This is a genomic window from Neisseria sp. HMSC064D07 (assembly GCF_001837185.1).
Classification (GTDB): domain Bacteria; phylum Pseudomonadota; class Gammaproteobacteria; order Burkholderiales; family Neisseriaceae; genus Neisseria; species Neisseria flavescens_C.
The window spans coordinates 26,372-51,621 of the sequence record NZ_KV831639.1 but is presented as its reverse complement, the minus strand read 5'-3'; the positions used below and the strand labels follow the sequence as shown (position 1 = coordinate 51,621).

Genomic DNA, 25,250 nt, shown 5'->3' with positions numbered 1-25,250 from the left:
GGATTTTAATCTAAATCAATATTTTCAGATTTTTGGCGCATAGGTTGTTTATTAAGATTGGTCATACCAAAATGTTGATTTGAAGGCATTGGTGAGGTTACTCAATAAAAATGAATGTGTTTGAATTAAACTGCTTGCAATGGGGAGAATGGCATTTCTTGACGAAAAAATAGGGGATTGATTAGAATGGGCGGCCAATTGGTCAATCCAATTTATGGCCGTCCGAATACAACTGTCCTTCAATCATCAGGAATACAACATGACGAAATTGGTTCGTCCGCAAAAAATCAGCGATCAGGTTTTAGCCGTTTTGGAAGAACGTATCGCTACCGGCATTTATGAAGAAGGCAGTAAATTGCCTCCCGAACGTACGCTTGCGGAAGAATTCGGCGTGTCGCGTCCGTCGGTCAGGGTGGCGTTGAATATTTTAATTGCCAAGCAGGTTTTGGAAGCGCGGCAGGGCGATGGCTATTATGTTTCCGTCAAGCCGCAGCAGGATTTTTTGCAAAGCTGGCAGGAGTTGCTCGGCAAACATACCAATTGGGAAACAGACGTTTTCGATTTCAGCTGCCACGTTGAGGGATGTATGGCGGCGCTGGCCGCCGAAAGACGGACTGACGCCGATTTGAAACGCATTGATTTCTGGCGGCAGAAGTTTGAAACGGCCTGTGAAAGCGGAAATTTGGAGCATCAAGCTGAGGCAGACGTCAGTTTCCATCAAACCATTGCCGATGCCGCACACAATATCCTGTTCAGCCACCTTTCCAGCAGCCTGCTCAAAATGCTTTATAAGCAAACACGCAGTGGCATTATCTATATACATCAAACCGAAGACCCGCGCCCGACGCTGATTGCCCAGCACCGCGCTATTTTTGAAGCCGTTGCCCAGGCCAAACCGGCCGAGGCGGCGGATGCGGCCAAACTGCATTTGAATTATGTCGCCCGCCGCATTTTGCAGGACAGGGAATATCAAAGCCGCAGCGAGCATGCGGATGTATTGGCACAAAATGATTTAAAACGGGTAGATTGGTAGCGTTTAAAAATAATCAGGCCGTCTGAATTTTTCAGACGGCCTGATTTTGCAAATAAGGCCTTTTAGTGACACAATCTTCATCAATTATGTCTGAAAACAAAGGAAGCACCATGTACCGTCATGTCGAGTATTATCCGGGCGATCCGATTTTGAGTTTGGTTGAAACCTTCAAACGCGACGAGCGTCCTGAAAAAGTCAATTTGAGCATAGGCATTTATTTTGATGACGAAGGCAAAATGCCGGTTTTGGAATCTGTCCGCCGGGCAGAAGCAGAGCGTGCGGCCGTACCGCGCCCCTCTCCTTATCTGCCGATGGAAGGTTTGGATACTTATCGGAGTGCCGTTCAGCGTTTGTTGTTTGGCAAGGATAATCCGGCATTGGCAGAAGGGCGCATTGCGACCGTACAGACTTTAGGCGGATCGGGGGCGTTGAAAGTCGGTGCCGACTTTTTGCACCGTTGGTTCCCCGATGCAAAAGCCTATGTCAGCGATCCGACTTGGGACAACCATAAAGGCATTTTTGAAGGCGCAGGTTTTGAAGTGGGGACGTATCCTTATTACAACCCTGAAACCGTCGGCGTGAAATTTGAAGAAATGACTGCGTTTTTCAAAACATTGCCGGAAAACAGCGTCTTGATTTTGCATCCATGCTGTCAAAACCCGACCGGCGTAGATATGTCGCAAGCACAATGGGATGAGGTGTTGGATATCATCAAAACGCACAAGCTGATTCCATTTATGGATATTGCCTATCAAGGTTTCGGCGAGGATTTGGACAACGATGCCTATGCAATACGTAAAGCCGTCGAAATGGGCCTGCCTTTGTTTGTCAGCAACTCTTTCTCGAAAAACTTGTCGCTGTACGGCGAGCGCGTCGGTGGTTTGAGCGTAGTGTGTCCCAATAAGGAAGAAGCAGAGCTGGTGTTCGGACAGTTGAAATTTACCGTCCGCCGCATTTATTCCAGTCCTGCCGCGCATGGCGCATACATCGCTTCTGATGTGATGAACAACAAGGAGCTGCGCGCTTTGTGGGAATACGAGGTTTATGCCATGCGCGACCGCATCCGTGCCATGCGTCAGAAGCTTTATGATGTTTTGACGGCCAAAATTCCCAATCTCGATTTCAGCTATTTCATCAAACAGCGCGGTATGTTCAGCTATACAGGCCTAACCGTAGAGCAGGTACACCGCCTGCGCGACGAGTTTGCCGTTTACCTGCTGGATTCGGGCAGGATGTGTGTGGCAGGATTGAATGCATCGAATATCGATTATGTGGCCGAAGCATTTGCCAAAGTGTTGCAATAGCCGTTCAATCTGAAATTGAATGTAGTTTTATTTGAAGTAAATCAAAAGGCCGTCTGAAAAATTTTCATCTTTCAGACGGCCTATTTATAATTGGCGCACCCAACAGGGATCGAACCTGTGACCTCCAGCTTCGGAAACTGACACTCTTCCAACTGAGCTATGGGTGCGAAAGCCGTAAGGTTAACGCATATTGGCTTTATTGGCAAAGTTTATCTTGAAAGTGTCTGAAAGTGGCATTGGCGGTCACTTTTTTGCATAGCTGGAATAATCAATTAACTACAAAGGCTTAGCAGAATTTAGATGGCCTTTTGAGGATTTTTGCGTATCTTTTTCTCAAGATGGATTGGAAAGCCTTTGCGAATTCAGTATAATCCAGCAAAATATTGTTAACTGCGTTTAACACATAAACTATAACTTACAGCACAACCTAACCTAACGGCGAGGCCTACCAAATGAAACAACTCCGCGACCACAAAGCCCAAGGCTCTGCATTGTTCACCCTTGTGAGCGGTATCGTTATTGTTATTGCAGTGATTTACTTCCTGATCAAACTGGCGGGAAGCGGTTCATTCGGCGATGTTGCCGAAACAACCGAAGCTGCGACTCAAACCCGTATCCAGCCAGTCGGCCAACTGAAATTGGGCGATGGTATTCCAGTCGGCGAGCGTCAAGGCGATCAGATTTTCAACAAAATCTGTATTCAATGTCACGCGGCAGACAGCATCGTTCCTAACGCGCCTAAATTTGAAAACAAAGGCGATTGGGCGCCTCGCATTGCACAAGGTTTCGATACCTTGTTCCAACACGCTCTGAATGGTTTCAACGCAATGCCTGCCAAAGGCGGTGCGGCTGATTTGACCGATCAAGAATTGAAACGCGCCATTACTTACATGGCCAACAAAGCCGGCGGTACTTTCCCTGATCCTGATGCCGCAGCTCCTGCCGATGCAGCCGCTTCCGGTGAAGCCGCTTCAGCTCCGGCGGCTGAAGGTGCAGCTCCTGCAGAAGCCCCTAAAGCAGATGCGGCCAAAGCAGATGACAAAGGTGCGGCAGCTCCAGCAGCCGGCGGTGCAGACGGCAAAAAAGTTTACGAAGCCAACTGCCAAGCATGTCACGGCGGTGCAGTTCCAGGTGTTCCTCATGTAGGTAAAAAAGAAGACTGGGCTCCTCGTATCAAACAAGGTAAAGACACTCTGCACAAACATGCAATCGAAGGCTTTAACGCAATGCCTGCCAAAGGTGGTAACGGCAGCCTGAGCGATGATGAAGTGAAAGCTGCAGTTGATTACATGGCTAATCAGTCTGGTGCTAAATTCTAAGATTTGATTTTGAATCTCGAATAGAAGGCGCATTCTGCAAAAGGATGCGCTTTTTTCGTGCAGGAAATCCGGATCTTGCTATAATACTGAAGTAGTAAATTATTCTCATGATCAAGGGTCGTCTGAAAGATTCAGACGGCCTTCGAATACAATCAAGATTCTTTTAAAGAAGTTCAACAATATTCACATACGACAAAACAATCACGGAGTTATCTCATGGCAAAAAAATATTTCGGTACTGACGGTGTGCGCGGCGAAGTCGGTCAGTTTCCTATCAATCCTGATTTTGTCTTGAAATTAGGCTATGCGGCAGGCCAGGTTTTGGTGCAGCACGAAGGCGAAATCAAACCGACCGTATTAATCGGTAAAGACACGCGTATTTCAGGCTATATGCTGGAAGCTGCGCTGATTGCCGGTTTTACCGCCGCCGGTGTCAATGTTATTCAAACCGGCCCTCTGCCAACCCCGGGCGTAGCATATCTGACCCGTGCTTTGCGTTTGTCTGCCGGTGTGATGATTTCTGCTTCCCATAACGTTTATTCCGATAACGGCATTAAATTCTTTGCCGAAGGCGGTGTGAAGTTGAGCGATGAAATCGAGTTGGAAATCGAAGCCAAAATCGATGAAGAAATGAAAACCCAGCCGTCCAGCCGTCTTGGCCGCGCACGCCGGATTAATGGTGCGGATGACCGCTATATCGAGTTCTGTAAATCCACTTTCCCAAGTCATTTGGACTTGCGCGGTCTGAAATTGGTGGTCGATACCGCCAATGGTGCAGGCTATGCAGTTGCGCCTAAAGTATTCCACGAATTGGGTGCGCAAGTGGTCAGTATCGGTGATGAGCCAAACGGCTACAACATCAATGAGAAATGTGGTGCGACCCATCCGAAAGCTTTGCAAGCGGCTGTATTGCAAAATGAAGCCGATTACGGTATTGCATTGGATGGCGATGGTGACCGTTTGATGATGGTTGACCGCAATGGCAAAGTGTATGACGGCGACAGCTTGATTTATGTGATTGCCAAAGCACGTGCGCACGAAGGCGTGGAAATCGGCGGCGTAGTGGGTACGGTGATGACCAATATGGCGATGGAAGTTGCTTTGAAAGAGCAGGGTGTTGATTTCTGCCGCGCCAAAGTGGGCGACCGCTATGTGTTGGAACAGCTCCATCAACGCGGTTGGTTGATTGGCGGCGAAGCCAGCGGCCATATTTTGTGCATGGACAAACACAATACCGGTGACGGCATCATTTCCGCGCTGCAAGTTTTGGCCGCACTGCAAACCTTGAATCAAGACCTTGCCACCGTTTGCGCCGATTGGCAGCCGTATCCGCAAACCATGATCAACGTCCACATCAAAAAAGGCCAAAACTGGCAGGACGCTTCCAAAGAGGCTTTGGCTGAAGTGGAAAAAGAACTCGAAGGCAAAGGCCGCGTGGTCTTGCGCGCATCCGGTACCGAGCCTGTCGTACGCGTGATGGTGGAAGCCAAGCAGGCAGACTGGGCGAAAAAAGGCGCAGAAAAAATTGCCACTGCCATTCAAGGTCAAAAGTAACAGTATGTTTGATGTTGAATTGAACTAAATAAAAGGCCGTCTGTCGTTCAGACGGCCTTTGTGTTTCAGCTGAAAGCTTAGTTGCTCAAGACATCAACGCCTTTAGGAGGGGTAAATTTGAACATACCGCTGGAAAGGTTAGGCTTGGTGTTCAAACCGCTGAAGCTGATGCTGGTTTGGTTGCCGAAGCTGTCTTTCAGCTGCATGGCGGCGAGGTTGTCGCCTTTGAAGCCGATGCGGATGTATTGGTAGCCGGCGTTGTTTTTCTTAGGCGTAGCCAAAACATAGTCGATACCGTTAGCAGAACCGTCTTCTTTCAGCGTGTAGCTGCTGTCCAATGCCGTTTTGTTGGAAAGGATGGCGGCAGGGCTGTCACCGATGGTTTGGTCTTGTGAGGACTTGGTTACTTGCGCCAAATCTACGTCATAGAGCCAAATGGTTTTGCCGTCGCCGACGATGGTTTGTTTGTAGGGTTTGGTGTATTCCCATTTGAACAAGCCCGGGCGCAGGATTTTGAATGTGCCGTGTGTGGTTTGGGTTTTCTTTTTGCTGTGAACGGTTTGGCTGAAGTTGCCGCTGATACCGTCAGCATCATTATTGAATTTTTTCAGGGCATCCACTGCGCCGGCTTGTGCAAAGCCGATGGCTGAAGAAAGCAGCGCGGCAGCGGTCAGGGTGAACAGTCGGGTAGTTTTCATGTTTTGGTTCCTTGTTCGGAGAGATGGGTTCAGTATAGACGTTATGGTGTAACAGGCAAGGGGCTGAATGGAGGGTTTAATTTGTGTAAATATGAAAAATCCAATCAAGTGACTGAAATAATTTCATTTCTTCAGACGGCCTGCATTTGGTTTTGACGTTTTTTTAATGAAGCACACAAGGGTTTGGTGTGGTATTTAATGTCATTTTACGGAAAGCGTGAAATTATAGTCTTTCTGTTTGCTTTTTAAAACGGTTATAATATTTATCTTTTGAAAACAATGGTTTTGTATGTATCTGAATCCTTATCCTTTATTGGAACAGGCTTTGCTGTCGGACAATCCAGATGAAAAGGGAAGGTTGACGCAGGCCTTGTTTGCGCAGTTGGGCGAGGCGGAAGGTTTGACGGTTGAAAAGTCAAAACCTGTGGATTGCCGTTTTGCCGGACATCCGTTGCGTCCGCGTTTGGTTGCACCTTCGGAAGTCACGCCGCGCAAGATGAATACGGTCGAAGGCTATGCGGCGATGTTGCATGCGATTGCGCACATTGAATTTAATGCGATTAATCTGGCTTTGGATGCGGCGTATCGTTTTCGCAATATGCCGTTTCAGTTTGTACGCGATTGGGTAAGGGTGGCGAAAGAAGAAGTGTTTCACTTCGGCTTGATGCGTGGCCGTCTGAACAGCTTGGGCTACGATTACGGCGATTTTGAAGCGCACGGGCATTTGTTGGACATGGCGTATAAAACCGCTTACGATCCCTTGTTGCGCATGGCTTTGGTGCCGCGGGTGTTGGAAGCGCGCGGTTTGGATGTCACGCCGGGTATTCGTGCAAAAGTGGCGCAGCGTGGCGATATGGAAACCTGCGATGTGTTGGATATTATTTATCGCGATGAAGTGGGGCATGTCGCCATCGGCAATCATTGGTATCAGCATCTTTGCCGTGAGCGCGGTTTGGAACCGGTTGCCCTGTTCCGCAGCCTGATTGCGCGTTACGATATGTTTATCTTCCGCGGCTACGTCAATATCGAAGCACGGGAACGTGCAGGATTCAGCCGTTTTGAGCTGGATATGTTGGAAGATTTTGAGAAAAGTTTGAAACAGGATAAAAAGGCCGTCTGAAACGGTAAAATCATCATGGCACATCATTACGATCATTCGCACGCGCACACGCATACCGCCAATAAGCAGGTATTGCGCATTTCATTTTTCGTCATTGCCGGATTTATGCTGGTTGAAGCGGTCGGCGGTTGGCTGACCAACTCTTTGGCCCTGCTTTCCGATGCGGGGCATATGTTCAGTGATGCGTTTTCGTTGGGCGTGGCATTGTGGGCGTTCAAACTTGGTGAGAAACAGACCACGCTGCAAAAGACATTCGGTTACAAGCGTTTTGAAATTTTGACGGCGATGTTTAACGGATTGTCGCTGGTGTTGATTGCGGCGATGATTTTTTATGAAGCAGTCAAACGATTGTTTTATCCGCCGGAAATTTTGACGGGCGGCATGTTGGTGGTCAGTATCATCGGTTTGCTGGTCAACATCGGCGTCGCTGTTTATATGTTGAAAAATGGCGATACCGAAGAAAACGTCAATATGCGCGGCGCGTATCTGCACGTAATTAGCGATTTATTCGGCTCGATAGGGGCGATTGTCGCAGCGGTACTGATGATGGCGTATGGTTGGCAATGGGCAGATACGGTTGCCAGCATATTGGTGGCGGCTTTGGTAGGGAGTAGCGGCTGGAAGCTGTTTAAACAGACTTTGCACATTTTGATGGAAGGCGCGCCGAAAAACATCCATACCGATGAGTTGCTCAGCGTTATCCGCAATACGGAAGGCGTAAAATCCGTTCACGACTTGCATGTTTGGACGATTACCAGCAATATCCACGTTTTGTCCTGCCATATTGTTGTAGATGGCAGCATGACAGTTGCAGAGTCCGAACAAATCGCCTACTGCATCGAACATGAATTGGCACATCACAACATCGGGCATTGTACGATTCAGATTGAAAGCGAACAGCATCCGCATAAAGATGAAGTTTTGTGTTCGCAGGAAATGCACGAACACCATAATGAATAATGAGGAAAAAAATGGATAAGAAACAATTAGAGGCAGATTTTCATCATGCTATGTTAGAAATTTATGATTTGGCAAAGAAATTACCAACGCCTTATAGGGCTACGCGGTTTAAGCAAATGGTAGATGAGATGGGTGGTAAGGCTGCAGCCGATAAATTACTGGCTTCGCCAAATATTAGTCAAGGATTGCATGATCTATACTTGTACGGCCAAGAAAAAGGATTAAAAATCAGCATGGAGTATTTAATTCTCCAAGAACGATGGTCGCCGTTGTTTACAGAAGAACAGAAAAGCATTGCGCGTAAAAAATTAAAGCAATGCGGTTTAGATGTTTAAATCTTTACTACCACCATTAACCATATTCAGGCCGTCTGAAACTTGTTGGATTGTTCAGACGGCTTTCTAAAATCATCAAAGGAACACTTATGACCCAAGCCGTATTATTCGACCTTGACGGCACGCTTGCCGATACCGCACTTGATTTGGGTGGCGCGCTCAACACGGTATTGCGCCGACACGGTTTGCCAGAAAAAAGCATGGATGAAATCCGTCCGCAGGCCAGCCACGGTGCAAGCGGTTTGCTCAAACTTGGTGCAGGCATTACGCCCGACCATCCGGACTATATACAATGGCGCAAAGAGTTTTTGGACGAATACAGCCGCTGTTATGCCGATCAAACCATCTTGTTCGACGGCGTAAACGAAATGCTAGAAGCCTTAGTTCAACGCTGTATCCAATGGGGCATTATCACCAACAAGCCTATGCGCTTTACCGATGTCCTCGTGCCTAAGCTCGGGTTTACCGTGCCTCCCACCGTGATTGTCAGCGGAGATACTTGCGATGAACCCAAGCCCAGCGTAAAGCCTATGTTTTATGCGTGCGAACAGATTGGCGTTGAGGCGCAGCGATGTTTTTATGTCGGCGATGCAGAGCGCGATATGCAGGCAGGCAAAAATGCAGGCATGACGACTGTGCTTGCCGATTGGGGCTATATTTCTGCCGAAGACCAAACCGAAAACTGGCTTGCCGATTTCCGTATTTCCACGCCTTTGGATTTGTTGGCAATCTTGCGTTAAAACCCTGTAATAATCCGTTTTCAGACGGCCTGAAACGGCGTAAAATCGTACTAAGTTTGTATTTTTTTAACCGTTTTACTACTTGTAAAGAGAAAAATCATGTTCTTCAAGCATATCGAAGCAGCTCCTGCTGATCCGATTTTAGGTTTGGGTGAAGCGTTTAAAGCCGAAACCCGTCCCGAAAAAGTCAATCTCGGCATCGGCGTGTACAAAGACGCATCCGGCGCGACGCCTATTGTCAAAGCCGTCAAAGAGGCTGAAAAACGCCTGTTGGAAAGCGAGACAACTAAAAATTACCTGACCATCGACGGCGTTGCCGATTACAACGAGCAAACCCAAATCCTGTTGTTTGGTAAAGACCACGAAATCATTGCCAGCCGTCGCGCCAAAACAGCGCAAAGCCTTGGTGGTACAGGTGCATTGCGCATTGCGGCCGAATTTGTCAAACGCCAGTTGAACGCGCAAACCATCTGGATTTCCAATCCGACTTGGCCAAACCACAATGCCATCGCCAAAGCGGTCGGTATCCAAGATAAACCTTATCGTTACTATGATGCCGCCAAACACGGTTTGGATTGGGACGGCATGATTGAAGACTTGAGCCAAGCGCAAAAAGGCGACATCGTCCTGCTGCACGGCTGCTGCCACAACCCTACCGGCATCGACCCTACGCCCGAACAATGGGAAACTTTGGCAAAACTTTCTGCCGAAAAAGGCTGGTTGCCACTGTTTGACTTTGCCTACCAAGGCTTCGGCAATGGCTTGGAAGAAGATGCCTACGGCTTGCGCGTGTTCTTGAAACACAATACAGAATTGCTGATTGCCAGCTCTTATTCCAAAAACTTCGGTATGTACAACGAGCGCGTCGGTGCGTTCACTTTGGTGGCCGAAGATGAAGAAACAGCAGCCCGCGCCCACAGCCAAGTCAAAACCATCATCCGCACCTTGTATTCCAACCCGGCTTCACACGGTGCGAACACCATTGCGCTGGTGTTGAAAAATGATGATTTGAAAGCACAATGGATTGCCGAACTCGATGAAATGCGTGGCCGCATCAAAGCCATGCGCCAAAAATTTGTCGAGTTGCTCAAAGCCAAAGGTGCAACCCAAGATTTTGATTTCATTATCGAACAAAACGGTATGTTCTCTTTCAGCGGTCTGACTCCCGAACAAGTCGACCGTTTGAAAAATGAGTTTGCCATTTATGCCGTCCGTTCCGGCCGCATTAATGTTGCCGGCATTACTGATGACAACATCGATTATTTGTGCGAGAGCATTGTGAAAGTCTTGTAATTGTCGAATTAAAGGCAAAAGGCCGTCTGAATTATTCAGACGGCCTTTATTTTTGGTTGTCGAAGCTTATCCGGCAACTGTGTTCATTCCCCAATAAATCATGGCATAGCGCAGCAGTTTGCCTGTAATCAGAATGATGGCGCAATGCAAAGCATTGAGCCTGAGCCAGCCTGCGGCAAGGGGAAGGGTATCGCCGATAATCGGCAACCATGCAAACAACAGCGGCCAAATTCCCCATCTTTGTATACGCGCCAATACTTTTTCAGACGGCCTTTTCTTGGCCGGAAACATTCTGCCCATGTAATAAGAAACCATACTGCCCAAGCCATTCGCCAAACCGGCACACAAACATGCGCCGAGGGCATGTTGCGGATATTGGTACACAAATGCGGCGTATGCCGCCTCGGATGTACCCGGAAGTAGTGTGGCAGAAGTAAAGGCAGAGGCAATCAGGCCAAGGTAAGCGTAAAGAAGAGGCATATTTTGAGTTATATCAAGGAGTATTGTAAAAAAGAAATAACAGGTTTAATAAGAGGATTATGCCTTTATTTTTTAATATATTAAGAGATAAGTCACATATTATTGAATTTTTTAAAATTAAACGGTTGAAGGATAATGTAGTCGGCTGCTAGAAAATAGTTTTCAAAGTGACGGATTATCAGTATGATACGGGCGGCTGTTAATGGGTGTTAAGTTTAATGAACTGATTTAAGCTCATTTTTCCAGCAAATCTTAACAAAACGAAAGGCAAATCATGTCTGCGCATTCACAACAAAATCATACTCCTGCGCTGGTTGTCCTAACCACACTCTTTTTCATGATGGGTTTCATTACCTGCATGAACGATATTTTGATTCCGCATTTGAAAGATATTTTCGACCTGACTTATGTTCAGGCGATGCTGATTCAATTCTGTTTCTTTACCGCTTATGCGATTATGTCGATTCCGATGGGCTATTTGGTCGGCAAAATCGGCTATAAAAATGGCGTGATTAGCGGCTTCATATTGACTGCCATCGGCTGTCTGCTCTTCTATCCTGCTGCCGGCAGTCATTCTTATGCAACTTTTTTGGGTGCATTGTTTATTTTGGCTTCAGGTGTAACCCTGTTGCAAGTAGCGGGTAACCCTTATGTAACCCTGTTGTCTAAACCAGGTAAAGAATCTGCAACACTGACTTTGGTTCAGGCATTTAACTCTTTGGGTACGACCATTGCTCCGCAAATCGGCGCATTCCTGATTTTGGCTGATGCGACACAAACTGTCAGCAAAACCGAGCAAATTTCTTCCGTTCAAATTCCGTATTTAGGGTTGGCTGGTTTGCTGATTATTTTGGCTGTGTTTGTCAAAATGATTCGTTTGCCTGATGCGCGTAAAATTGCCGAAGAAGAGAGCGAACATAACCATGATGGCAAACACAGTGTTTGGCAATACCGTCATTTGGTTTTTGGTGCGGCCGGTATTTTCTGTTATGTCGGTGCGGAAGTATCCATCGGTTCTTTATTGGTCAGCGTGTTGGGCTATCTGAAAGGTTTGGACCACGCATCTGCCGCAAAATATTTGTCGTTCTACTGGGGTGGTGCAATGGTCGGCCGTTTCTTAGGCTCTGCCATCATGGCGAAAATTGCGCCTAACCGCTATTTGGCATTTAACGCTACTGCTGCTGTTGCCTTGTTGGGCGTTTCTATGTTGGCAGGTAAAGCCAGTGCGGATATTGCGATGTGGGTATTGTTGGCCATCGGTTTCTTCAACTCCATCATGTTCCCGACCATTTTCTCTTTGGCAACCAAAGGTCTGGGTCGATTTACCAGCAGCGCTTCCGGCGTGTTGTGTACTGCGATTGTCGGCGGTGCGGTTGTGCCTGTGGTACAAGGTTGGGCAGCGGATACTTACGGCTTGATGATTTCTTTCGTTGTATCAGCGATTTGTTACGTATACATCGTCTTCTTTGCTATAAAAGGCTACAAAGCTGACGAATAATCCATCATGATAACAGGCCGTCTGAAACCTTATGGGATTTCAGACGGCCTTTTGACTTTGTGGCATAATGATTTAAATGACAGGAGGAAAAAATGGCCAAAATCATTTTGCTGCATGGCTTGCACATGCATTCGTGGGTCATGAGGCTGCTGGCGTATTTGCTGGAACAAGAAGGTTTTGAAGTTGCGCTGTTCGATTATTGCAGTGTGTTGCACTCGATGAATCGACATGTTGAGGACCTGGCGCGATGGATTGATGAGAACCATGCTGATGAAACGCTGCACTTTGTCGGCCACAGTTTGGGCGGCTTGGTTTTACGCAATTTTGCGGCGGCATATCCGGATAAAGTCAGCGGCCGTATCGTTACCATGGGTACGCCGCACCAAGGCAGCCGGGCTGCGCAACGCGTGCTCAATTTGGGTTTGCAAAAGCCGGTATTGGGCGGCTCTTACAAAGGGGCGTTGGACGGCAGTATGCCTGAATTGCCCGTAAGTGTTGAGCTGGGCAGTATTGCCGGTAACAAACCGTATGGGCTAGGCCGTGTTTTAGGTTTGCACGGCGAACATGATGGTACGGTTTTGGTCAGCGAAACGCATTGTCCGAATATGCGCGATCATGTCGTTTTGCCGGTCAGCCATAGCGGTATGCTGTTCAACCGCAAAACTGCCGGGCAGGTGGTGGCATTTTTGCATGATGGATATTTTAAAAAGCAATAAAAACACCATTTATTCTGATTAAAAAATATTTTATTCTAAATAATTCGTTTATTTTAAAGAAAATGGCAAGGATTTGTGAGCGTTGTTTTCGTAAAATAATCAGCAGGCCGTCTGAAACCGGTTTTTCAGACGGCCTGTTATGCTAAAATCTGTTAAATACTTATTAAAAAGGCAAAGAACAATGTTTGCTTTCAAATCCTTACTCAATATGCCGCGTTTCGAGGCCATTGCGGTGGCCTTGGCTTTGGTGGCGGCAATGGGTTATACGATTATTTCGCTTGAATGGCTGCCGCATATGTCGATTGTGACGGCGATCGTGGTCTTGCTTTTGTACGGTTTGATGCGCGGCTTGAAATATCAAGACATGCAAAACGGTATGATAGGCGCGGTCGGGCAGGGCATGGGCGCGATTTATCTGTTTTTCTTTATCGGCCTGATGGTCAGCGCGTTGATGATGAGCGGTGCGATTCCGACGCTGATGTATTACGGTTTCGGATTGATTTCCCCGACTTATTTTTATTTTTCGGCGTTTGCGCTTTGCTCGGTCATCGGTATTTCCATCGGCAGTAGTTTGACGACTTGTGCAACTGTCGGCGTGGCCTTTATGGGGATGGCGGCTGCGTTTCATGCCGATATGGCGATGACGGCAGGTGCGATTGTGTCGGGTGCGTTCTTCGGCGATAAAATGTCGCCGCTTTCCGATACGACCGGTATTTCCGCTTCGATTGTCGGCATTGATTTGTTCGAGCACATCAAAAACATGATGTACACCACTGTGCCTGCGTGGTTGATCAGTGCGGCGTTGATGTTGTGGCTCTTGCCCAATGTGGCCGCACATGACATGAACAGCGTCGAGGCTTTCCGCGCGCAATTGGAAGCAACCGGTTTGGTGCATGCTTATTCATTGATTCCGTTTGCTTTATTGGTTATCCTCGCCCTGATGCGCGTCAATGCCATTGTGGCCATGCTGTTTACCGTTGTGGTGGCACTGATTGTGACTTATTTCCACAGTACGCCTGATTTGAAACAGCTGGGCGCGTGGTTTTACAGCGGATACAAACTCGAAGGCGAAGCATTCAAAGACATTGCCCGCTTGATTTCGCGCGGCGGCTTGGAAAGCATGTTCTTTACGCAAACCATCGTGATACTCGGCATGAGCTTGGGCGGCCTGTTGTTCAGCATTGGTGTGATTCCGTCTTTGCTGGAGGCCATTCGTGCGTTCCTGACCAATGCCGGACGCGCTACTTTCAGCGTGGCCATGACATCGGTCGGCGTCAACTTCCTGATTGGCGAACAATATTTGAGTATTCTGCTTTCCGGCGAAACCTTTAAGCCGGTTTATGACAAACTCGGCCTGCATTCGCGCAACCTTGCCCGTACGCTAGAAGATGCGGGTACGGTCATCAACCCGTTGGTGCCTTGGAGCGTCTGCGGCGTATTCATCAGCCATGCCTTGGGCGTGCCTGTTTGGGAATACCTGCCTTATGCCTTCTTCTGCTACTTGAGTTTGGCTCTGACGCTGGTGTTTGGCTGGACAGGGCTGACTTTGAGTAAAAAATAAACAGTAGGCTGTTTGATAATCAGGCCGTCTGAAAACAATTTCAGACGGCTTTGTTTTACTTGAAGTAGCCGTATCAACATGATTTCACTATAATTGCTGCGCCAATAAAAAAATAATCCAAACAATGAACAAACAAATCCGCCAAGAAATTTTCGAGCGTTTCCGCGCTGCCAATCCTCATCCGACTACCGAGTTGAATTTCAGCTCGCCGTTTGAGCTGCTTATCGCCGTTTTATTGTCTGCGCAGGCGACTGATGTCGGTGTGAACAAAGCGACTGCCAAGCTCTTTCCCGTTGCCAATACGCCGCAAGCCATGTTGGATTTGGGGCTGGACGGCGTGATGGAATACACCAAAACCATAGGTCTTTACAAAACCAAATCCAAGCACATCATGCAGACTTGCCGTATTTTGCTGGAAAAATACAATGGCGAAGTGCCTGCCGACCGAGAGGCTTTGGAATCTTTGCCTGGTGTTGGCCGTAAAACAGCCAATGTGGTGTTGAATACTGCATTCGGGCAACCTGTTATGGCGGTCGATACCCATATTTTCCGTGTGGCCAACCGCACCAAAATCGCGCCTGGCAAGGATGTGCGCGAAGTTGAAGACAAGCTGATGCGCTTTATTCCCAAAGAATTTTTGATGGATGCCCATCATTGGTTGATTTTGCACGGCCGCTATACATGTAAGGCTTTGAAACCGCAATGCAGCAAATGTTTGATTAATGATTTGTGCGAATATCCAGCAAAAATGTAAATAAAAACAGATAAAAAAAGGCCGTCTGAATTTCAGACGGCCTTTGGTTTGGCTACGATTAGTCGGCAACTGCCATCAGGCTGGCATTACCACCGGCAGCGGTAGTATTGATACTGCAAGAGATTTCTTCAAATACTTGCAGGATGTCCAGACCTTGTTCGGAAGGCAGGATGCGGATGAGCGCACCGTCGCGGCCGGCCAACTCTTGTTTGCGCTCGCTGCTCAAAGGCTCGATAGCGGCAACGTGGCTGATGCCTGCGTTTTCAGGTTTGCTGTTGACTTGCAACAAACCGTCCAAATCGGCTGAGTAGGAAGCCAACGGGCTGTTAGGCTCAACAACGGTTTGGATGCCTGCGGCTGCCAGCTCGGTCAGGGCAGAGAAGGCTTGCAGCAGATTGCCGCCATGTGCCCAAACACGTTTTGGAGAGCGCCAGCTCAATGAGTTGCGTTCGCCGGTCGGGCCGACCAATACGGTTTCGGCTTTGCGCAGAGTGCGAACTCGTGCGTGACCCAAAGCTGCGGCTGCAGCTTTTTTCTCTTCTGCGTTAAACGGCAGTTTGTGAACCAGAGTTTCCAAACGTTTGAGTGCGTCTTCGTCTGCTTGGCCGATTCGGCTGAGGGTTGGGGCAACCCATTCAGGAGTGCGAACCAGGCGTTGCAGATAGAATGAACCGCCTGCTTTTGGACCGGTACCGGACAAGCCGTGACCGCCGAAAGGTTGTACGCCGACAACAGCACCAACGATGTTGCGGTTAACGTAGATGTTACCGGCTTCAATGCGGTCGCGGATATGGTCGACAGTGCCTTCGATACGGCTGTGTACACCGCTGGTCAGAGCATAGCCTTTGGCGTTGATTTGGTCGATGAGTTGATCCAATTCGCTGGCGCGGTAGCGGACAACGTGCAGTACAGGACCGAACACTTCGCGTTGCAACTCGTTCAGGTTGTTCAATTCAAACAGGATTGGACGAACGAAGGTAGAGTTGTTGTCATCAACGTCGGTGGCAGTTTTGATTTCGTGGTAAGCCTTTGCTACGCCTTTCATTTTGTTGATGTGGGCCAACAGGTTTTGTTGGGCTTCAGCATCGATGACAGGGCCGATGTCTGTGGTCAGTTGGGTCGGTTTGCCGACAACCAATTCGTCCATTGCACCTTTGATGATGTTGACCATTTTATCGGCAACATCTTCTTGAACGCACAAGATACGCAGAGCGGAACAACGTTGGCCTGCGCTGTCGAAGGCAGAGTTCAATACGTCGAGGCAGACTTGTTCCGGCAGGGCGGTAGAGTCCACAATCATCGCGTTTTGACCGCCGGTCTCGGCAATCAGGACAGGGCTGTCGTCGCGTTTGGACAGGGCTTTGTTGATCAGGCGCGCTACTTCGGTAGAACCGGTAAAGATCACGCCGCCAATGCGGGTATCGCCGGTCAGGGCAGAGCCGACATCGCCTGCGCCGAGTACGAGTTGCAACGCAGAAGTCGGAATACCGGCTTGATGCATCAGGGAAACTGCGTAAGTAGCAATCAGGCTGGTTTGTTCGGCAGGTTTTGCGATAACAGTGTTACCGGCTGCCAATGCAGAAACCACTTCGCCGGTAAAGATGGCCAATGGGAAGTTCCATGGGCTGATGGCAACGATTGCGCCGACGCCTTTGGCATCTTTAGGCAGGGTGTTTTCAGCTTCGTTGGCATAGTAGCGGCAGAAGTCAACGGCTTCGCGTACTTCGGCAACGGCGTTGTTCAGGGTTTTACCGGCTTCACGGACAGCCAGCATCATCAATGCAGGCGTGTGTTGTTCCAACAAATCGGCAAAACGGCGCAGGCAGTCGGCGCGTTCTGAAGCAGGTTTGGCGCTCCACTCCGGTAGGGCGGCAACGGCTGCACCAATAGCTTCTTGAGCCAATGCGGCATCGGCAAAGCTGACAGTACCGACAACATCGTTGTGGTCTGCAGGGTTGCGGACGGGTTGAGCTTCGCCCACGTTACGCGCTTCGCCATTGACGATAGAAGCGGCGTGGAAGTCTTCGGAAGAAGCTTGGTTGAGTTTTTCTTGCAGGTTTTGCAATACGTTTTCGTTGCTGAAATCGACGCCTTGGGAGTTCAGACGGCCTTTGCCATACAAATCGCGCGGCAGAGGCAATGCCGGATGCAGGTGGATGCCTTGTTCGGCGATGGTGTCGAACGGGCTCTTAATCAGGCGGTCGATGCTGATGTTTTCGTCAACGATTTGGTTCACGAAAGAAGAGTTCGCACCGTTTTCCAACAGACGGCGTACCAAGTAGGCAAGCAGGGTTTCGTGTGTGCCGACCGGGGCATACACGCGTACGCGACGGCCTAAGTTTTGCGGGCCAACCACTTGGTCATACAGGGTTTCGCCCATGCCGTGCAGACATTGGTGTTCGAAGTCTTTGCCTTTACCCATTTGGTAGATTGCGCCCAAAGTGTAGGCGTTGTGGGTGGCAAATTGTGGGAACACGGCATCTTGCGCATCCAAGAGTTTGCGTGCGCAGGCGAGGTAGGAGATGTCGGTGTGGACTTTACGGGTGTAAGTCGGATAGCCGTCCATGCCGTCTACTTGAGCCCATTTTACTTCGCTGTCCCAGTATGCGCCTTTAACCAAACGGATCATCAGTTTTTGGTTGTTACGGCGTGCCAGGTCGATCAGGTAGTCGATAACGAACGGGCAGCGTTTTTGGTAGGCTTGAACAACGAAACCGATACCTTTGTAGCCGGCCAAGTCAGGATCGGAAACCAAAGCTTCCATCAAGTCCAAAGACAATTCGAGACGGTTGGCTTCTTCGGCATCGATGTTGATACCGATATCGTATTTTTTACCCAAAAGGAACAATTCTTTCAGGCGTGGCAACAGTTCGCTCATAACGCGTTCGTGTTGGGCGCGTGAGTAGCGTGGGTGGATGGCGGAAAGTTTAACGGAGATACCGTTGCCTTCGTAAACGCCTTGGCCTGCGGCATCTTTACCGATGGCGTGAATGGCTTGAACGTAGTCGTTGTAGTAGCGGTTGGCATCTTCTTCGGTGTATGCGGCTTCACCCAACATATCGAAAGAGAAGCGGTAACCCATTTTTTCGCGCTCTTTACCGTTTTGCAGCGCTTCTTCAATGGTTTGGCCGGTTACGAACTGTTTGCCCAACAGGCGCATGGCGTAGTTCACACCTTGACGGATCAGAGGCGCGCCGCCTTTGCTGATCAGACGGCTCAATGCGGAACTCATCTGTTTGTCGTTTGTCGCGGTCAGTTTGCCGGTAATCAGCAGACCCCATGCGGCCGCGTTAACGAAGAGGGAAGGGCTGTTGTTCAAGTGGCTTTTCCAGTTGCCTTCGGAGATTTTGTCGGCAATCAGGCGGTCGCGGGTTGCATTGTCCGGAATACGTAGCAGAGCCTCGGCCAGACACATCAGTGCAACACCTTCTTCACTGGAGAGAGAGAACTCGTGCATCAAAGCATCTACACCGCTGGCTTTGGTGCGGCTGGCACGGACTTGGGTAACCAAACGACGGGCAAGCTCGGAGGCGGCATTGCGTTCTTCGTCGGTCATCTGTGCACGTTGCAACATATCCTGAACGGCCTCAATTTCATCGCGGCGGTAGGCATCAGTTACAGCTTGACGCAGAGGAGTTTGTGTTGGAAAAGCGAAGTTAAACATTATTTATGTTCTCCAAAGGTTTTTTCATGGTTTCAGACGGCCTGAATTAAGACTGCCAAAACAGACATTCTGAAGGATAGTAATATCGTAATAAAATTATGATGCGGATACAAGATGCATCCGCATAAATTGCTGTTTTTTCTGATAAGGCTCAGATTATTTTGAAACAGTTTATGTCGTAAAGACGGCCTGCACGGAATCATGCAGGCCGTCTGAAAACGTCTTATTTAGAGGCGCGGTATTCTGCGTCTGCTTTTTCGAAACGTTCTTGCAATTCGCGTGACGGTTGTTTGTCCATCAGGGATACCAAAACAATCACGAGGGTACAAGCGATAAAGCCTGGAACGATTTCATAAACGGTAGAGAAGCCTGTTTCTTGTGCGGCCAAAGCAGGTTTTTTAATCCACTCAGCCCAAACAACCACAGTCAGCGCACCAGCAATCATGCCGGAGAGTGCGCCGTAGGCAGTAATGCGTTTCCACAAAACAGACAGGATCACAACCGGACCGAATGCGGCACCAAAGCCTGCCCATGCGTAAGCTACCAAGCCCAATACTTTGCTTTCAGGGTCAGAAGCAATCAGGATGGAAATCACGGCGATAGCCAATACCATTACGCGGCCAATCCATACCAATTCAGCTTGTTGGGCGTTTTTACGCAGGAAGCCTTTATAGAAGTCTTCGGTAATCGCGCTGGAGCAAACCAACAATTGGCAAGACAGGGTGGACATTACAGCAGCAAGAATCGCGCTCAAGATGATACCGGCAATCCAAGGGTTGAAGAGCAGGGTAGCCAAAGCGATGAAGATACGTTCGTGGTTGCCGTTCATTTCATCAACGTGGGCAGGGTTGGCGCCGAAGTAAGCGATACCGAAGTAGCCGACAGCCACAGCACCGGCCATACACAGAATCATCCAGGTCATACCGATACGGCGTGCAGAAACCAGAGATTTAGCGCTTTCAGCAGCCATGAAACGAGCCAAAATGTGTGGTTGGCCGAAATAGCCCAAGCCCCAAGCGGCGGTAGAGATAATGCCGATGAAAGTAGTACCGGCAAACAGGCTGCCGTATTCTTTACCGGTAGAAGCGGCAACTTGTTGGATGGCAGCATTCATTTGATCTGCACCGCCCAAACCCAAGTACACCATTACAGGAGTCAGTACCAATGCAAAAATCATCAAAGAAGCTTGCAGGGTATCGGTCCAGCTTACTGCCAAGAAACCGCCCAAGAAGGTATAGGCGATGGTTGCTCCGGCACCCAGCCACATGGCTTGAGTGTAAGACATACCGTGGAACAGGCTTTGGAACAGTGTAGCACCGGCCACGATGCCTGAAGCACAGTAAATAGTGAAGAAGAACAAGATAATCAGTGCAGAAACCACTTTCATCAAGTGACCGCCGGCACCGAAGCGGTGGAAGAAGTAATCAGGAAGCGTCAGCGCATTGTTGGCGTATTCGGTATGTACGCGCAGACGGCCTGCAACCAAAAGCCAGTTGAGGTATGCACCCACAATCAGACCAATGGCGATCCAAGCTTCATTCAAACCGCTCAGGTAAATGGCACCTGGCAATCCCATCAAAAGCCAACCCGACATATCGGAAGCACCGGCAGACATCGCGGTCACGAACGGACCTAAGCTGCGACCACCGAGGATGTAGTCGTCGAAGTTTCGTGTTGAAAAATAGGCGGCGAGGCCGATCAGTAATACGGCGACCAAATAGATCGCGAAAGTGATATACATGGGATTCATGTACTTATTCCTCATCTAACTTTTAAAACGGGTTTGAAATTGCAAGCAATTCATACCCAAACTTTTTTCTAATAAAAATACAGCTTAAAAATCCTGTTTTTTGCGAGAGAGACAGGATAAATTATTTTCAAATACAATAAAATACGAAATCTTAATGCATTAAATTGTAAATAATTTAAACCAGCATACCGCAAAAAGTCGCTTTTGCAAAGCGAAGAACTCAGCCTTTATTCGAAATTGATGCCGCCTTTTGGCTAAGTCATTTAAAAACATAAAAATATATAAATTTTTACCGATGATGACGAAGGAAAGTGTGTGAAACTATCTTTCCTGATGTTTTTTGGGGATTAAAGAGAAAAAGTAATTAAACGACTTGGACTTTCAGACGGCCTTGTGCAGAAACCCCGTATCTGTGTCGGGCAAATACGGGGTTTTTAGAAAAAAAGGCTACATTAAATAGAAAAATCGTCTTTTAGTAAGTGTTTGTAAGCAAAGAGATAAGAGGCTGCGACAAAGGATGACCCGCCCAGGACGTTGCCTAAGAAAACGGGAATCATGTTGTAGAAAAATTGACCCCAGCTGACGTTTGCGCCCGCCCAAATGCCGGCAGGAATGATGAACATATTGGCAACAAAGTGTTGAAAGCCGATTAATACGAAGATCATAACAGGGAACCACATGGCTAAGATTCGTCCTGAAGTATGGCGTGCGCCGAAGTAAAACCAGATGCCCATACACACCATCCAGTTACATGCGATGGCAGAAACGAATGCGCGGCCGAAGTCCATATTGACTTTAGCTTCGGCAATGGCAATGGTTTTCGCTGCGGCCGGCCCTTCGGCAAGGCCGACGTAGTGGCCGAGGAAATAGGCCATGGCTACGGCGCCTGCCAGATTGCCCAAGCTGACAATCAGCCAGTTGCGCACCAGTTTGTGGGTGCTGACGCGGCCGGTCAATCTGCCCAAAGCCATAATCATCATATTGCCTGTTGCCAACTCGCCGCCGCCGATTAAGATACAAATCAGTGCGATAGGGAACACGGATGCGCCCAAAAGGGCGGCTAGGCCGTTCCATTCGGCCGGAATGCCGCTGATGACGCGCAGGCAGGCAAGATAGCCGAAGCCGACATAACCACCGCCTAAGAAACTCAAAATCACCAACATCTTGATGCTGAATTCAGATTTGGCGCAACTTTTGCCGATGGCGTCCTGCAAAATTTCATGAGGGAACAGGTCTCGTGTATCCATGAAGTTTCCTTAAGGTTAATATAAGAATAAAAATATCTTTCTTTATCATACGGATGGCGAGTTTGCCTGAGAATATGGCGGACAGGAAATAACGGCTGATTGTAAGGATAGAAGCGTAGGTTATATATTGGCAGCTGATGTGTGAAAGGCCGTCTGAAAGCAATACTTTCAGACGGCCTTTAGATGGGGGAATGGGAATTATAAGCGCGTTACGCTTAAAACGCCTTTGATGTCGCCCAGACTGGCTAATACGCGCGGCAGGTCGTTGACTTGGCGGACTTCAAGGGTAAAGCGCATGCTGGCTTCCAAATCGCGTGATTGGGTTTGAACCGCGGTAACGTTGAGCTTGTGCCGCGCCAGCGCATCCGAAACGTCGCGCAGCAAACCGGAGCGGTCTTGGGCGCGGATTTCAACATCGACGGCAAATACTTGTCCTTCTTGCAAGGCTGCCCAGCTTGCATTCAACACTTTTTCAGGAGACTGTTCGGCAAGGTGGCGGAAAGAAGGGCAGGTGTTGCGGTGGACGGAAATGCCCCGGTCGCGCGTAACGAAACCGATAATGTCGTCAGGAGGTGCTGGTTTGCAGCATTTGGCAAGCGTGGTCATTAGGCCGTCTTCGCCGTCAATCAAAATGCCGTTTTTGCCGCCTTTTTTGATTTTGGACTGCTTGACGATATTGGTTTCATCAATCGGCACAGGAGGCGGCTCATTCAGCGCGCCGCAGGCTTTGTGGATGGCGCGGTTAGAAACTTCGCCCTGACCGATGGCCGTATAGAGTTCATCGGTTTTTTTGAAGCCGAGTTTTTCCGCCAATGCTTGCAGATTGGGTTTGGGGAAGATTTTTGACAACTGTTTGTCCAGCTGGGCGCGGCCTTCTTCGCGCACGGTATCCGCATTTTGCTGGCGGATATAGGCACGGATTTTGCTGATGGCGCGGTTGGATTTGACCCAGCCTTCGTAGAGCCAGTTGACGGAAGGATTTCCTTCTTTGGCGGTAATGATTTCAACGCGTTGACCGTTTTCCAACGGCGTTGACAGCGGCACGATTTGTCCTTCGACTTTTGCGCCGCGGCAACGGTCGCCTACGCTGCTGTGCAGGGCATAGGCAAAGTCGATGGGAGTAGCGCCCGTAGGCAGGGAGAGGACTTTGCCATGCGGGGTCAAAACATAAATCGTATCGTTGAACAGCTCGGTTTTAAAGGCGGCGGCAAGGTCTTCTTTGCCGCTTTCGGCCATGTTTTCGCGCCAGTCCAAGAGTTGGCGCAACCAAGCGATTTTCTGTTCATAGGCGGAATCACCCTTGCCACCTTCTTTATAACGCCAGTGGGCGGCAACACCGAATTCGTTGAATTGGTGCATGTCAAAGGTGCGGATTTGGACTTCCACACCTTTGTCTTCCGGGCCGACGATAACGGTGTGCAAACTTTTATAGCCGTTGCCTTTCGGGTTAGCGATATAGTCGTCGAACTCGCCCGGAATCGGCTGCCAGAGGCTGTGGACAATGCCCAGCGTGGTGTAACACTCGGGAATGGTGTCCACTAAAATCCGCACGGCGCGGATGTCGAACAGGCCGTCGAAAGTGAGCTTTTTCTTCACCATTTTTTTGTAAATGGAGTAGATATGCTTCGGTCTTCCGGCAACTTCAAAATGAATATTGTATTTTTTCAGTTCCGTACGCAGGATATTGAGGAAGTTTTCGATGTATTCGAGGCGCTCGGTGCGCTTTTCGTCCAAAAGTAGGGCGATTTCGCGGTATTTTTCCGGCTCTTGATGGCGGAAGCCCAAATCTTCGAGCTGCCATTTGAGTTGCCACACGCCCAAGCGGTTAGCGAGCGGGGCAAAAATGTCGAGGGTTTCTTTGGCAACGGCACGCTTTTCAGGATTGTCAGGAACGTTGCTTAAAAATTGCAGGGTGCGCGTACGCATCGCCAGTTTGATCAGGACGACGCGGATGTCGGTAACCATTGCCAACAGCATTTTGCGCATGGTTTCGGCCTGTTGGCTGCGTTCTTCCGGCGTGGCAAGGCTGTCCACGCGGGCGAATTGGGTCAGTTTCTGCACTTCGTCCACACCTTTGACCAGCTCGCAAACGGTGCTGTTGCAGCGTTCGGTAACCAATTCTTGCCAAGTGGGAACGTATTTGCCGATGTCGGACAAAATCGTAGCCGCCACGGCATCGGGCAATAAGTCGAGTTCGCTGACGATTTGCATCGAGCCGAGAAAATGTTCCATTAAAGGCTCGCCGTAAGTCGTTAGTGCATCGGCGGGGTAATGTTCTTTAGACAGGTCAAAGGCCGTCTGAATCAGGTTTTTATCGGAATCGGGCAGCGCGGCAACATAGCCGTCGAACCAAGCGAGGAGGCCTTCCAGCGTTGCACTCGATGTTTGGGGCGTTTGGCGAATAGTGGTCATGGCGTGCGTTTTTTTCTTTTTGATAAAAACGTCGCCATTGTAACAGTTTATTGCCGACAGCCCTAGATTTGTATGCGAATGCTGCACTATGTTTCAGGAAGTCTTGTTTCAGACGGTCTTGGGTGTTATGGTTAACCGTTTTGAAATTTTAAGGAGTATTTCGATGAAACTGTATATTTACGACCATTGCCCGTTTTGCGTTCGTGCAAGGATGATTTTCGGCTTGCGCGATGTGGCGGTGGAAGAGGTCGTCTTAGCAAACGATGACGAAGCTACGCCGATTGGCATGATTGGCTCAAAACAAGTGCCGATTTTGCAAAAAGAAGACGGTTCGTTTATGGGCGAGAGTTTGGATATTGTCCGTTACATCGATCAAGGCCGTCTGAAAGAAGAGGTTCGTCCCGAAGTTCAGGCTTGGTTGGATAAAGTGGGCGAATACAATAACAAATTGGTACAGCCGCGCATGGTTAAAATCGGCCTGCCCGAATTTGAGACCGATGAAGCGAAAAAATACTTTATCGACAAAAAAGAGAAAAGTACCGGCAATTTCGAGACTAATCTGAACAAAACGGCGCAATATCTGGAGCGTCTGCATCAAGACTTGGCAGAACTGGAAGTGCTGGTGTGCGAAGGCGAGGGCTTGGGCGGTGAAATCAGTTTGGAAGATATCCTGACTTTCCCTATTTTGCGCAACCTGACTGTTGTGCGCGGTATTCAATGGCCGCAAAAATTGATGGATTATTTGTTGGCGATGAGCGAGCGATCCGGCGTGGCTTTGTATTTTGACCGCGCATTGTGATGAATGTTTGAAA

Annotated in this window: 20 protein-coding genes and 1 tRNA gene; 14 read left to right on the top strand and 7 right to left on the bottom strand. The window is 48.8% G+C overall.

Features of this window, described 5'->3' with window-relative positions; all coding sequences use genetic code 11:
- Positions 1-259: 259 nt before the first annotated feature.
- On the top strand, positions 260-1,033 hold the full coding sequence (locus HMPREF2608_RS00260) for a FadR/GntR family transcriptional regulator (protein ID WP_070825570.1): 774 nt from the start codon (positions 260-262) through the stop codon (positions 1,031-1,033).
- A 110-nt stretch (positions 1,034-1,143) separates the two neighbouring features.
- On the top strand, positions 1,144-2,337 hold the full coding sequence (locus HMPREF2608_RS00255) for an amino acid aminotransferase (protein ID WP_070825569.1): 1,194 nt from the start codon (positions 1,144-1,146) through the stop codon (positions 2,335-2,337).
- Positions 2,338-2,428: 91 nt separating this feature from the next.
- Here HMPREF2608_RS00255 and HMPREF2608_RS00250 read toward each other — a convergent pair.
- A tRNA-Arg gene (locus tag HMPREF2608_RS00250) sits at positions 2,429-2,504 on the bottom strand.
- 285 nt (positions 2,505-2,789) lie between these two features.
- Here HMPREF2608_RS00250 and HMPREF2608_RS00245 point away from each other — a divergent pair.
- Positions 2,790-3,656 (top strand): c-type cytochrome, encoded by an 867-nt coding sequence (locus tag HMPREF2608_RS00245; protein ID WP_070825568.1) that lies wholly within the window; start codon positions 2,790-2,792, stop codon positions 3,654-3,656.
- 216 nt (positions 3,657-3,872) lie between these two features.
- Entirely contained in the window at positions 3,873-5,210 is a 1,338-nt protein-coding gene (glmM, locus tag HMPREF2608_RS00240; protein ID WP_070825567.1) for a phosphoglucosamine mutase, read from the top strand.
- 77 nt (positions 5,211-5,287) lie between these two features.
- Here the strand turns inward: glmM and lolA are convergent, their stop codons facing one another.
- Complete coding sequence (gene lolA / locus HMPREF2608_RS00235) at positions 5,288-5,908, bottom strand: outer membrane lipoprotein periplasmic chaperone LolA (protein ID WP_003682545.1); 621 nt, start codon at positions 5,906-5,908, stop codon at positions 5,288-5,290.
- A 289-nt stretch (positions 5,909-6,197) separates the two neighbouring features.
- Here lolA and HMPREF2608_RS00230 point away from each other — a divergent pair, with 289 nt between their 5' ends.
- From HMPREF2608_RS00230 to HMPREF2608_RS00210, 5 genes are all read left to right on the top strand, one after another.
- Entirely contained in the window at positions 6,198-7,028 is an 831-nt protein-coding gene (locus HMPREF2608_RS00230; RefSeq protein WP_070825566.1) for a ferritin-like domain-containing protein, read from the top strand.
- 15 nt (positions 7,029-7,043) lie between these two features.
- Entirely contained in the window at positions 7,044-7,988 is a 945-nt protein-coding gene (locus HMPREF2608_RS00225; protein ID WP_070825565.1) for a cation diffusion facilitator family transporter, read from the top strand.
- 11 nt (positions 7,989-7,999) lie between these two features.
- Positions 8,000-8,323 (top strand): hypothetical protein, encoded by a 324-nt coding sequence (locus tag HMPREF2608_RS00220; RefSeq protein ID WP_070647196.1) that lies wholly within the window; start codon positions 8,000-8,002, stop codon positions 8,321-8,323.
- An 89-nt stretch (positions 8,324-8,412) separates the two neighbouring features.
- Positions 8,413-9,063: an HAD family hydrolase gene (locus HMPREF2608_RS00215; protein WP_070825564.1), complete on the top strand. Its 651-nt coding sequence runs from the start codon at positions 8,413-8,415 to the stop codon at positions 9,061-9,063.
- A gap of 99 nt (positions 9,064-9,162) precedes the next feature.
- On the top strand, positions 9,163-10,356 hold the full coding sequence (locus tag HMPREF2608_RS00210) for an amino acid aminotransferase (protein ID WP_004520646.1): 1,194 nt from the start codon (positions 9,163-9,165) through the stop codon (positions 10,354-10,356).
- Between the two features lie 66 nt (positions 10,357-10,422).
- Here the strand turns inward: HMPREF2608_RS00210 and HMPREF2608_RS00205 are convergent, their stop codons facing one another.
- Positions 10,423-10,836, bottom strand: coding sequence for a YqaA family protein (locus HMPREF2608_RS00205; protein ID WP_070825563.1), 414 nt, complete (start codon positions 10,834-10,836; stop codon positions 10,423-10,425).
- A gap of 274 nt (positions 10,837-11,110) precedes the next feature.
- On the opposite strand from HMPREF2608_RS00205, the gene HMPREF2608_RS00200 reads away from it, so the two are divergent.
- The 4 genes from HMPREF2608_RS00200 to nth all read left to right on the top strand — a co-directional run bounded on the left by HMPREF2608_RS00200 (position 11,111) and on the right by nth (position 15,365).
- Positions 11,111-12,334 carry a sugar MFS transporter gene (locus HMPREF2608_RS00200; RefSeq protein WP_070825562.1) on the top strand — a complete coding sequence of 408 codons (1,224 nt, stop codon included), beginning with the start codon at positions 11,111-11,113 and terminating at the stop codon, positions 12,332-12,334.
- A gap of 92 nt (positions 12,335-12,426) precedes the next feature.
- A complete protein-coding gene (locus HMPREF2608_RS00195) occupies positions 12,427-13,050 on the top strand; it encodes an alpha/beta fold hydrolase (protein WP_070825561.1) in 624 nt (207 codons plus the stop codon).
- A gap of 181 nt (positions 13,051-13,231) precedes the next feature.
- The gene (gene nhaC, locus HMPREF2608_RS00190) at positions 13,232-14,611 is read left to right on the top strand and encodes a Na+/H+ antiporter NhaC (protein WP_003747540.1); all 1,380 of its coding nucleotides are present in this window, start codon (positions 13,232-13,234) and stop codon (positions 14,609-14,611) included.
- Positions 14,612-14,735: 124 nt separating this feature from the next.
- Positions 14,736-15,365, top strand: coding sequence for an endonuclease III (gene nth, locus HMPREF2608_RS00185; protein ID WP_049323145.1), 630 nt, complete (start codon positions 14,736-14,738; stop codon positions 15,363-15,365).
- A 58-nt stretch (positions 15,366-15,423) separates the two neighbouring features.
- Here nth and putA read toward each other — a convergent pair whose 3' ends face one another.
- The 4 genes from putA to HMPREF2608_RS00165 all read right to left on the bottom strand — a co-directional run bounded on the left by putA (position 15,424) and on the right by HMPREF2608_RS00165 (position 24,438).
- Positions 15,424-19,029: a bifunctional proline dehydrogenase/L-glutamate gamma-semialdehyde dehydrogenase PutA gene (gene putA, locus HMPREF2608_RS00180; protein ID WP_070825560.1), complete on the bottom strand. Its 3,606-nt coding sequence runs from the start codon at positions 19,027-19,029 to the stop codon at positions 15,424-15,426.
- A gap of 223 nt (positions 19,030-19,252) precedes the next feature.
- Positions 19,253-20,779: a sodium/proline symporter PutP gene (gene putP / locus HMPREF2608_RS00175; RefSeq protein ID WP_070607607.1), complete on the bottom strand. Its 1,527-nt coding sequence runs from the start codon at positions 20,777-20,779 to the stop codon at positions 19,253-19,255.
- A 452-nt stretch (positions 20,780-21,231) separates the two neighbouring features.
- Entirely contained in the window at positions 21,232-22,026 is a 795-nt protein-coding gene (locus tag HMPREF2608_RS00170; protein WP_070825559.1) for a formate/nitrite transporter family protein, read from the bottom strand.
- Positions 22,027-22,224: 198 nt separating this feature from the next.
- The gene (locus tag HMPREF2608_RS00165) at positions 22,225-24,438 is read right to left on the bottom strand and encodes a RelA/SpoT family protein (RefSeq protein WP_070825558.1); all 2,214 of its coding nucleotides are present in this window, start codon (positions 24,436-24,438) and stop codon (positions 22,225-22,227) included.
- An 88-nt stretch (positions 24,439-24,526) separates the two neighbouring features.
- On the opposite strand from HMPREF2608_RS00165, the gene HMPREF2608_RS00160 reads away from it, so the two are divergent.
- Positions 24,527-25,237, top strand: coding sequence for a GrxB family glutaredoxin (locus HMPREF2608_RS00160; RefSeq protein ID WP_070825557.1), 711 nt, complete (start codon positions 24,527-24,529; stop codon positions 25,235-25,237).
- The last annotated feature ends 13 nt before the right edge of the window (positions 25,238-25,250 follow it).

Coding starts and splice junctions, on each gene's coding strand:
- glmM (WP_070825567.1), top strand. CDS start 3,873: ATGGCAAAAAAATATTTCGGTACTGACGGTGTGCGCGGCGAAGTCGGT.
- nth (WP_049323145.1), top strand. CDS start 14,736: ATGAACAAACAAATCCGCCAAGAAATTTTCGAGCGTTTCCGCGCTGCC.
- HMPREF2608_RS00200 (WP_070825562.1), top strand. CDS start 11,111: ATGTCTGCGCATTCACAACAAAATCATACTCCTGCGCTGGTTGTCCTA.
- lolA (WP_003682545.1), bottom strand. CDS start 5,908: ATGAAAACTACCCGACTGTTCACCCTGACCGCTGCCGCGCTGCTTTCT.
- HMPREF2608_RS00260 (WP_070825570.1), top strand. CDS start 260: ATGACGAAATTGGTTCGTCCGCAAAAAATCAGCGATCAGGTTTTAGCC.
- HMPREF2608_RS00255 (WP_070825569.1), top strand. CDS start 1,144: ATGTACCGTCATGTCGAGTATTATCCGGGCGATCCGATTTTGAGTTTG.
- HMPREF2608_RS00170 (WP_070825559.1), bottom strand. CDS start 22,026: ATGGATACACGAGACCTGTTCCCTCATGAAATTTTGCAGGACGCCATC.
- putP (WP_070607607.1), bottom strand. CDS start 20,779: ATGAATCCCATGTATATCACTTTCGCGATCTATTTGGTCGCCGTATTA.
- HMPREF2608_RS00225 (WP_070825565.1), top strand. CDS start 7,044: ATGGCACATCATTACGATCATTCGCACGCGCACACGCATACCGCCAAT.
- HMPREF2608_RS00245 (WP_070825568.1), top strand. CDS start 2,790: ATGAAACAACTCCGCGACCACAAAGCCCAAGGCTCTGCATTGTTCACC.
- HMPREF2608_RS00230 (WP_070825566.1), top strand. CDS start 6,198: ATGTATCTGAATCCTTATCCTTTATTGGAACAGGCTTTGCTGTCGGAC.
- HMPREF2608_RS00220 (WP_070647196.1), top strand. CDS start 8,000: ATGGATAAGAAACAATTAGAGGCAGATTTTCATCATGCTATGTTAGAA.
- nhaC (WP_003747540.1), top strand. CDS start 13,232: ATGTTTGCTTTCAAATCCTTACTCAATATGCCGCGTTTCGAGGCCATT.
- putA (WP_070825560.1), bottom strand. CDS start 19,029: ATGTTTAACTTCGCTTTTCCAACACAAACTCCTCTGCGTCAAGCTGTA.
- HMPREF2608_RS00165 (WP_070825558.1), bottom strand. CDS start 24,438: ATGACCACTATTCGCCAAACGCCCCAAACATCGAGTGCAACGCTGGAA.
- HMPREF2608_RS00215 (WP_070825564.1), top strand. CDS start 8,413: ATGACCCAAGCCGTATTATTCGACCTTGACGGCACGCTTGCCGATACC.
- HMPREF2608_RS00205 (WP_070825563.1), bottom strand. CDS start 10,836: ATGCCTCTTCTTTACGCTTACCTTGGCCTGATTGCCTCTGCCTTTACT.
- HMPREF2608_RS00210 (WP_004520646.1), top strand. CDS start 9,163: ATGTTCTTCAAGCATATCGAAGCAGCTCCTGCTGATCCGATTTTAGGT.
- HMPREF2608_RS00160 (WP_070825557.1), top strand. CDS start 24,527: ATGTTTCAGGAAGTCTTGTTTCAGACGGTCTTGGGTGTTATGGTTAAC.
- HMPREF2608_RS00195 (WP_070825561.1), top strand. CDS start 12,427: ATGGCCAAAATCATTTTGCTGCATGGCTTGCACATGCATTCGTGGGTC.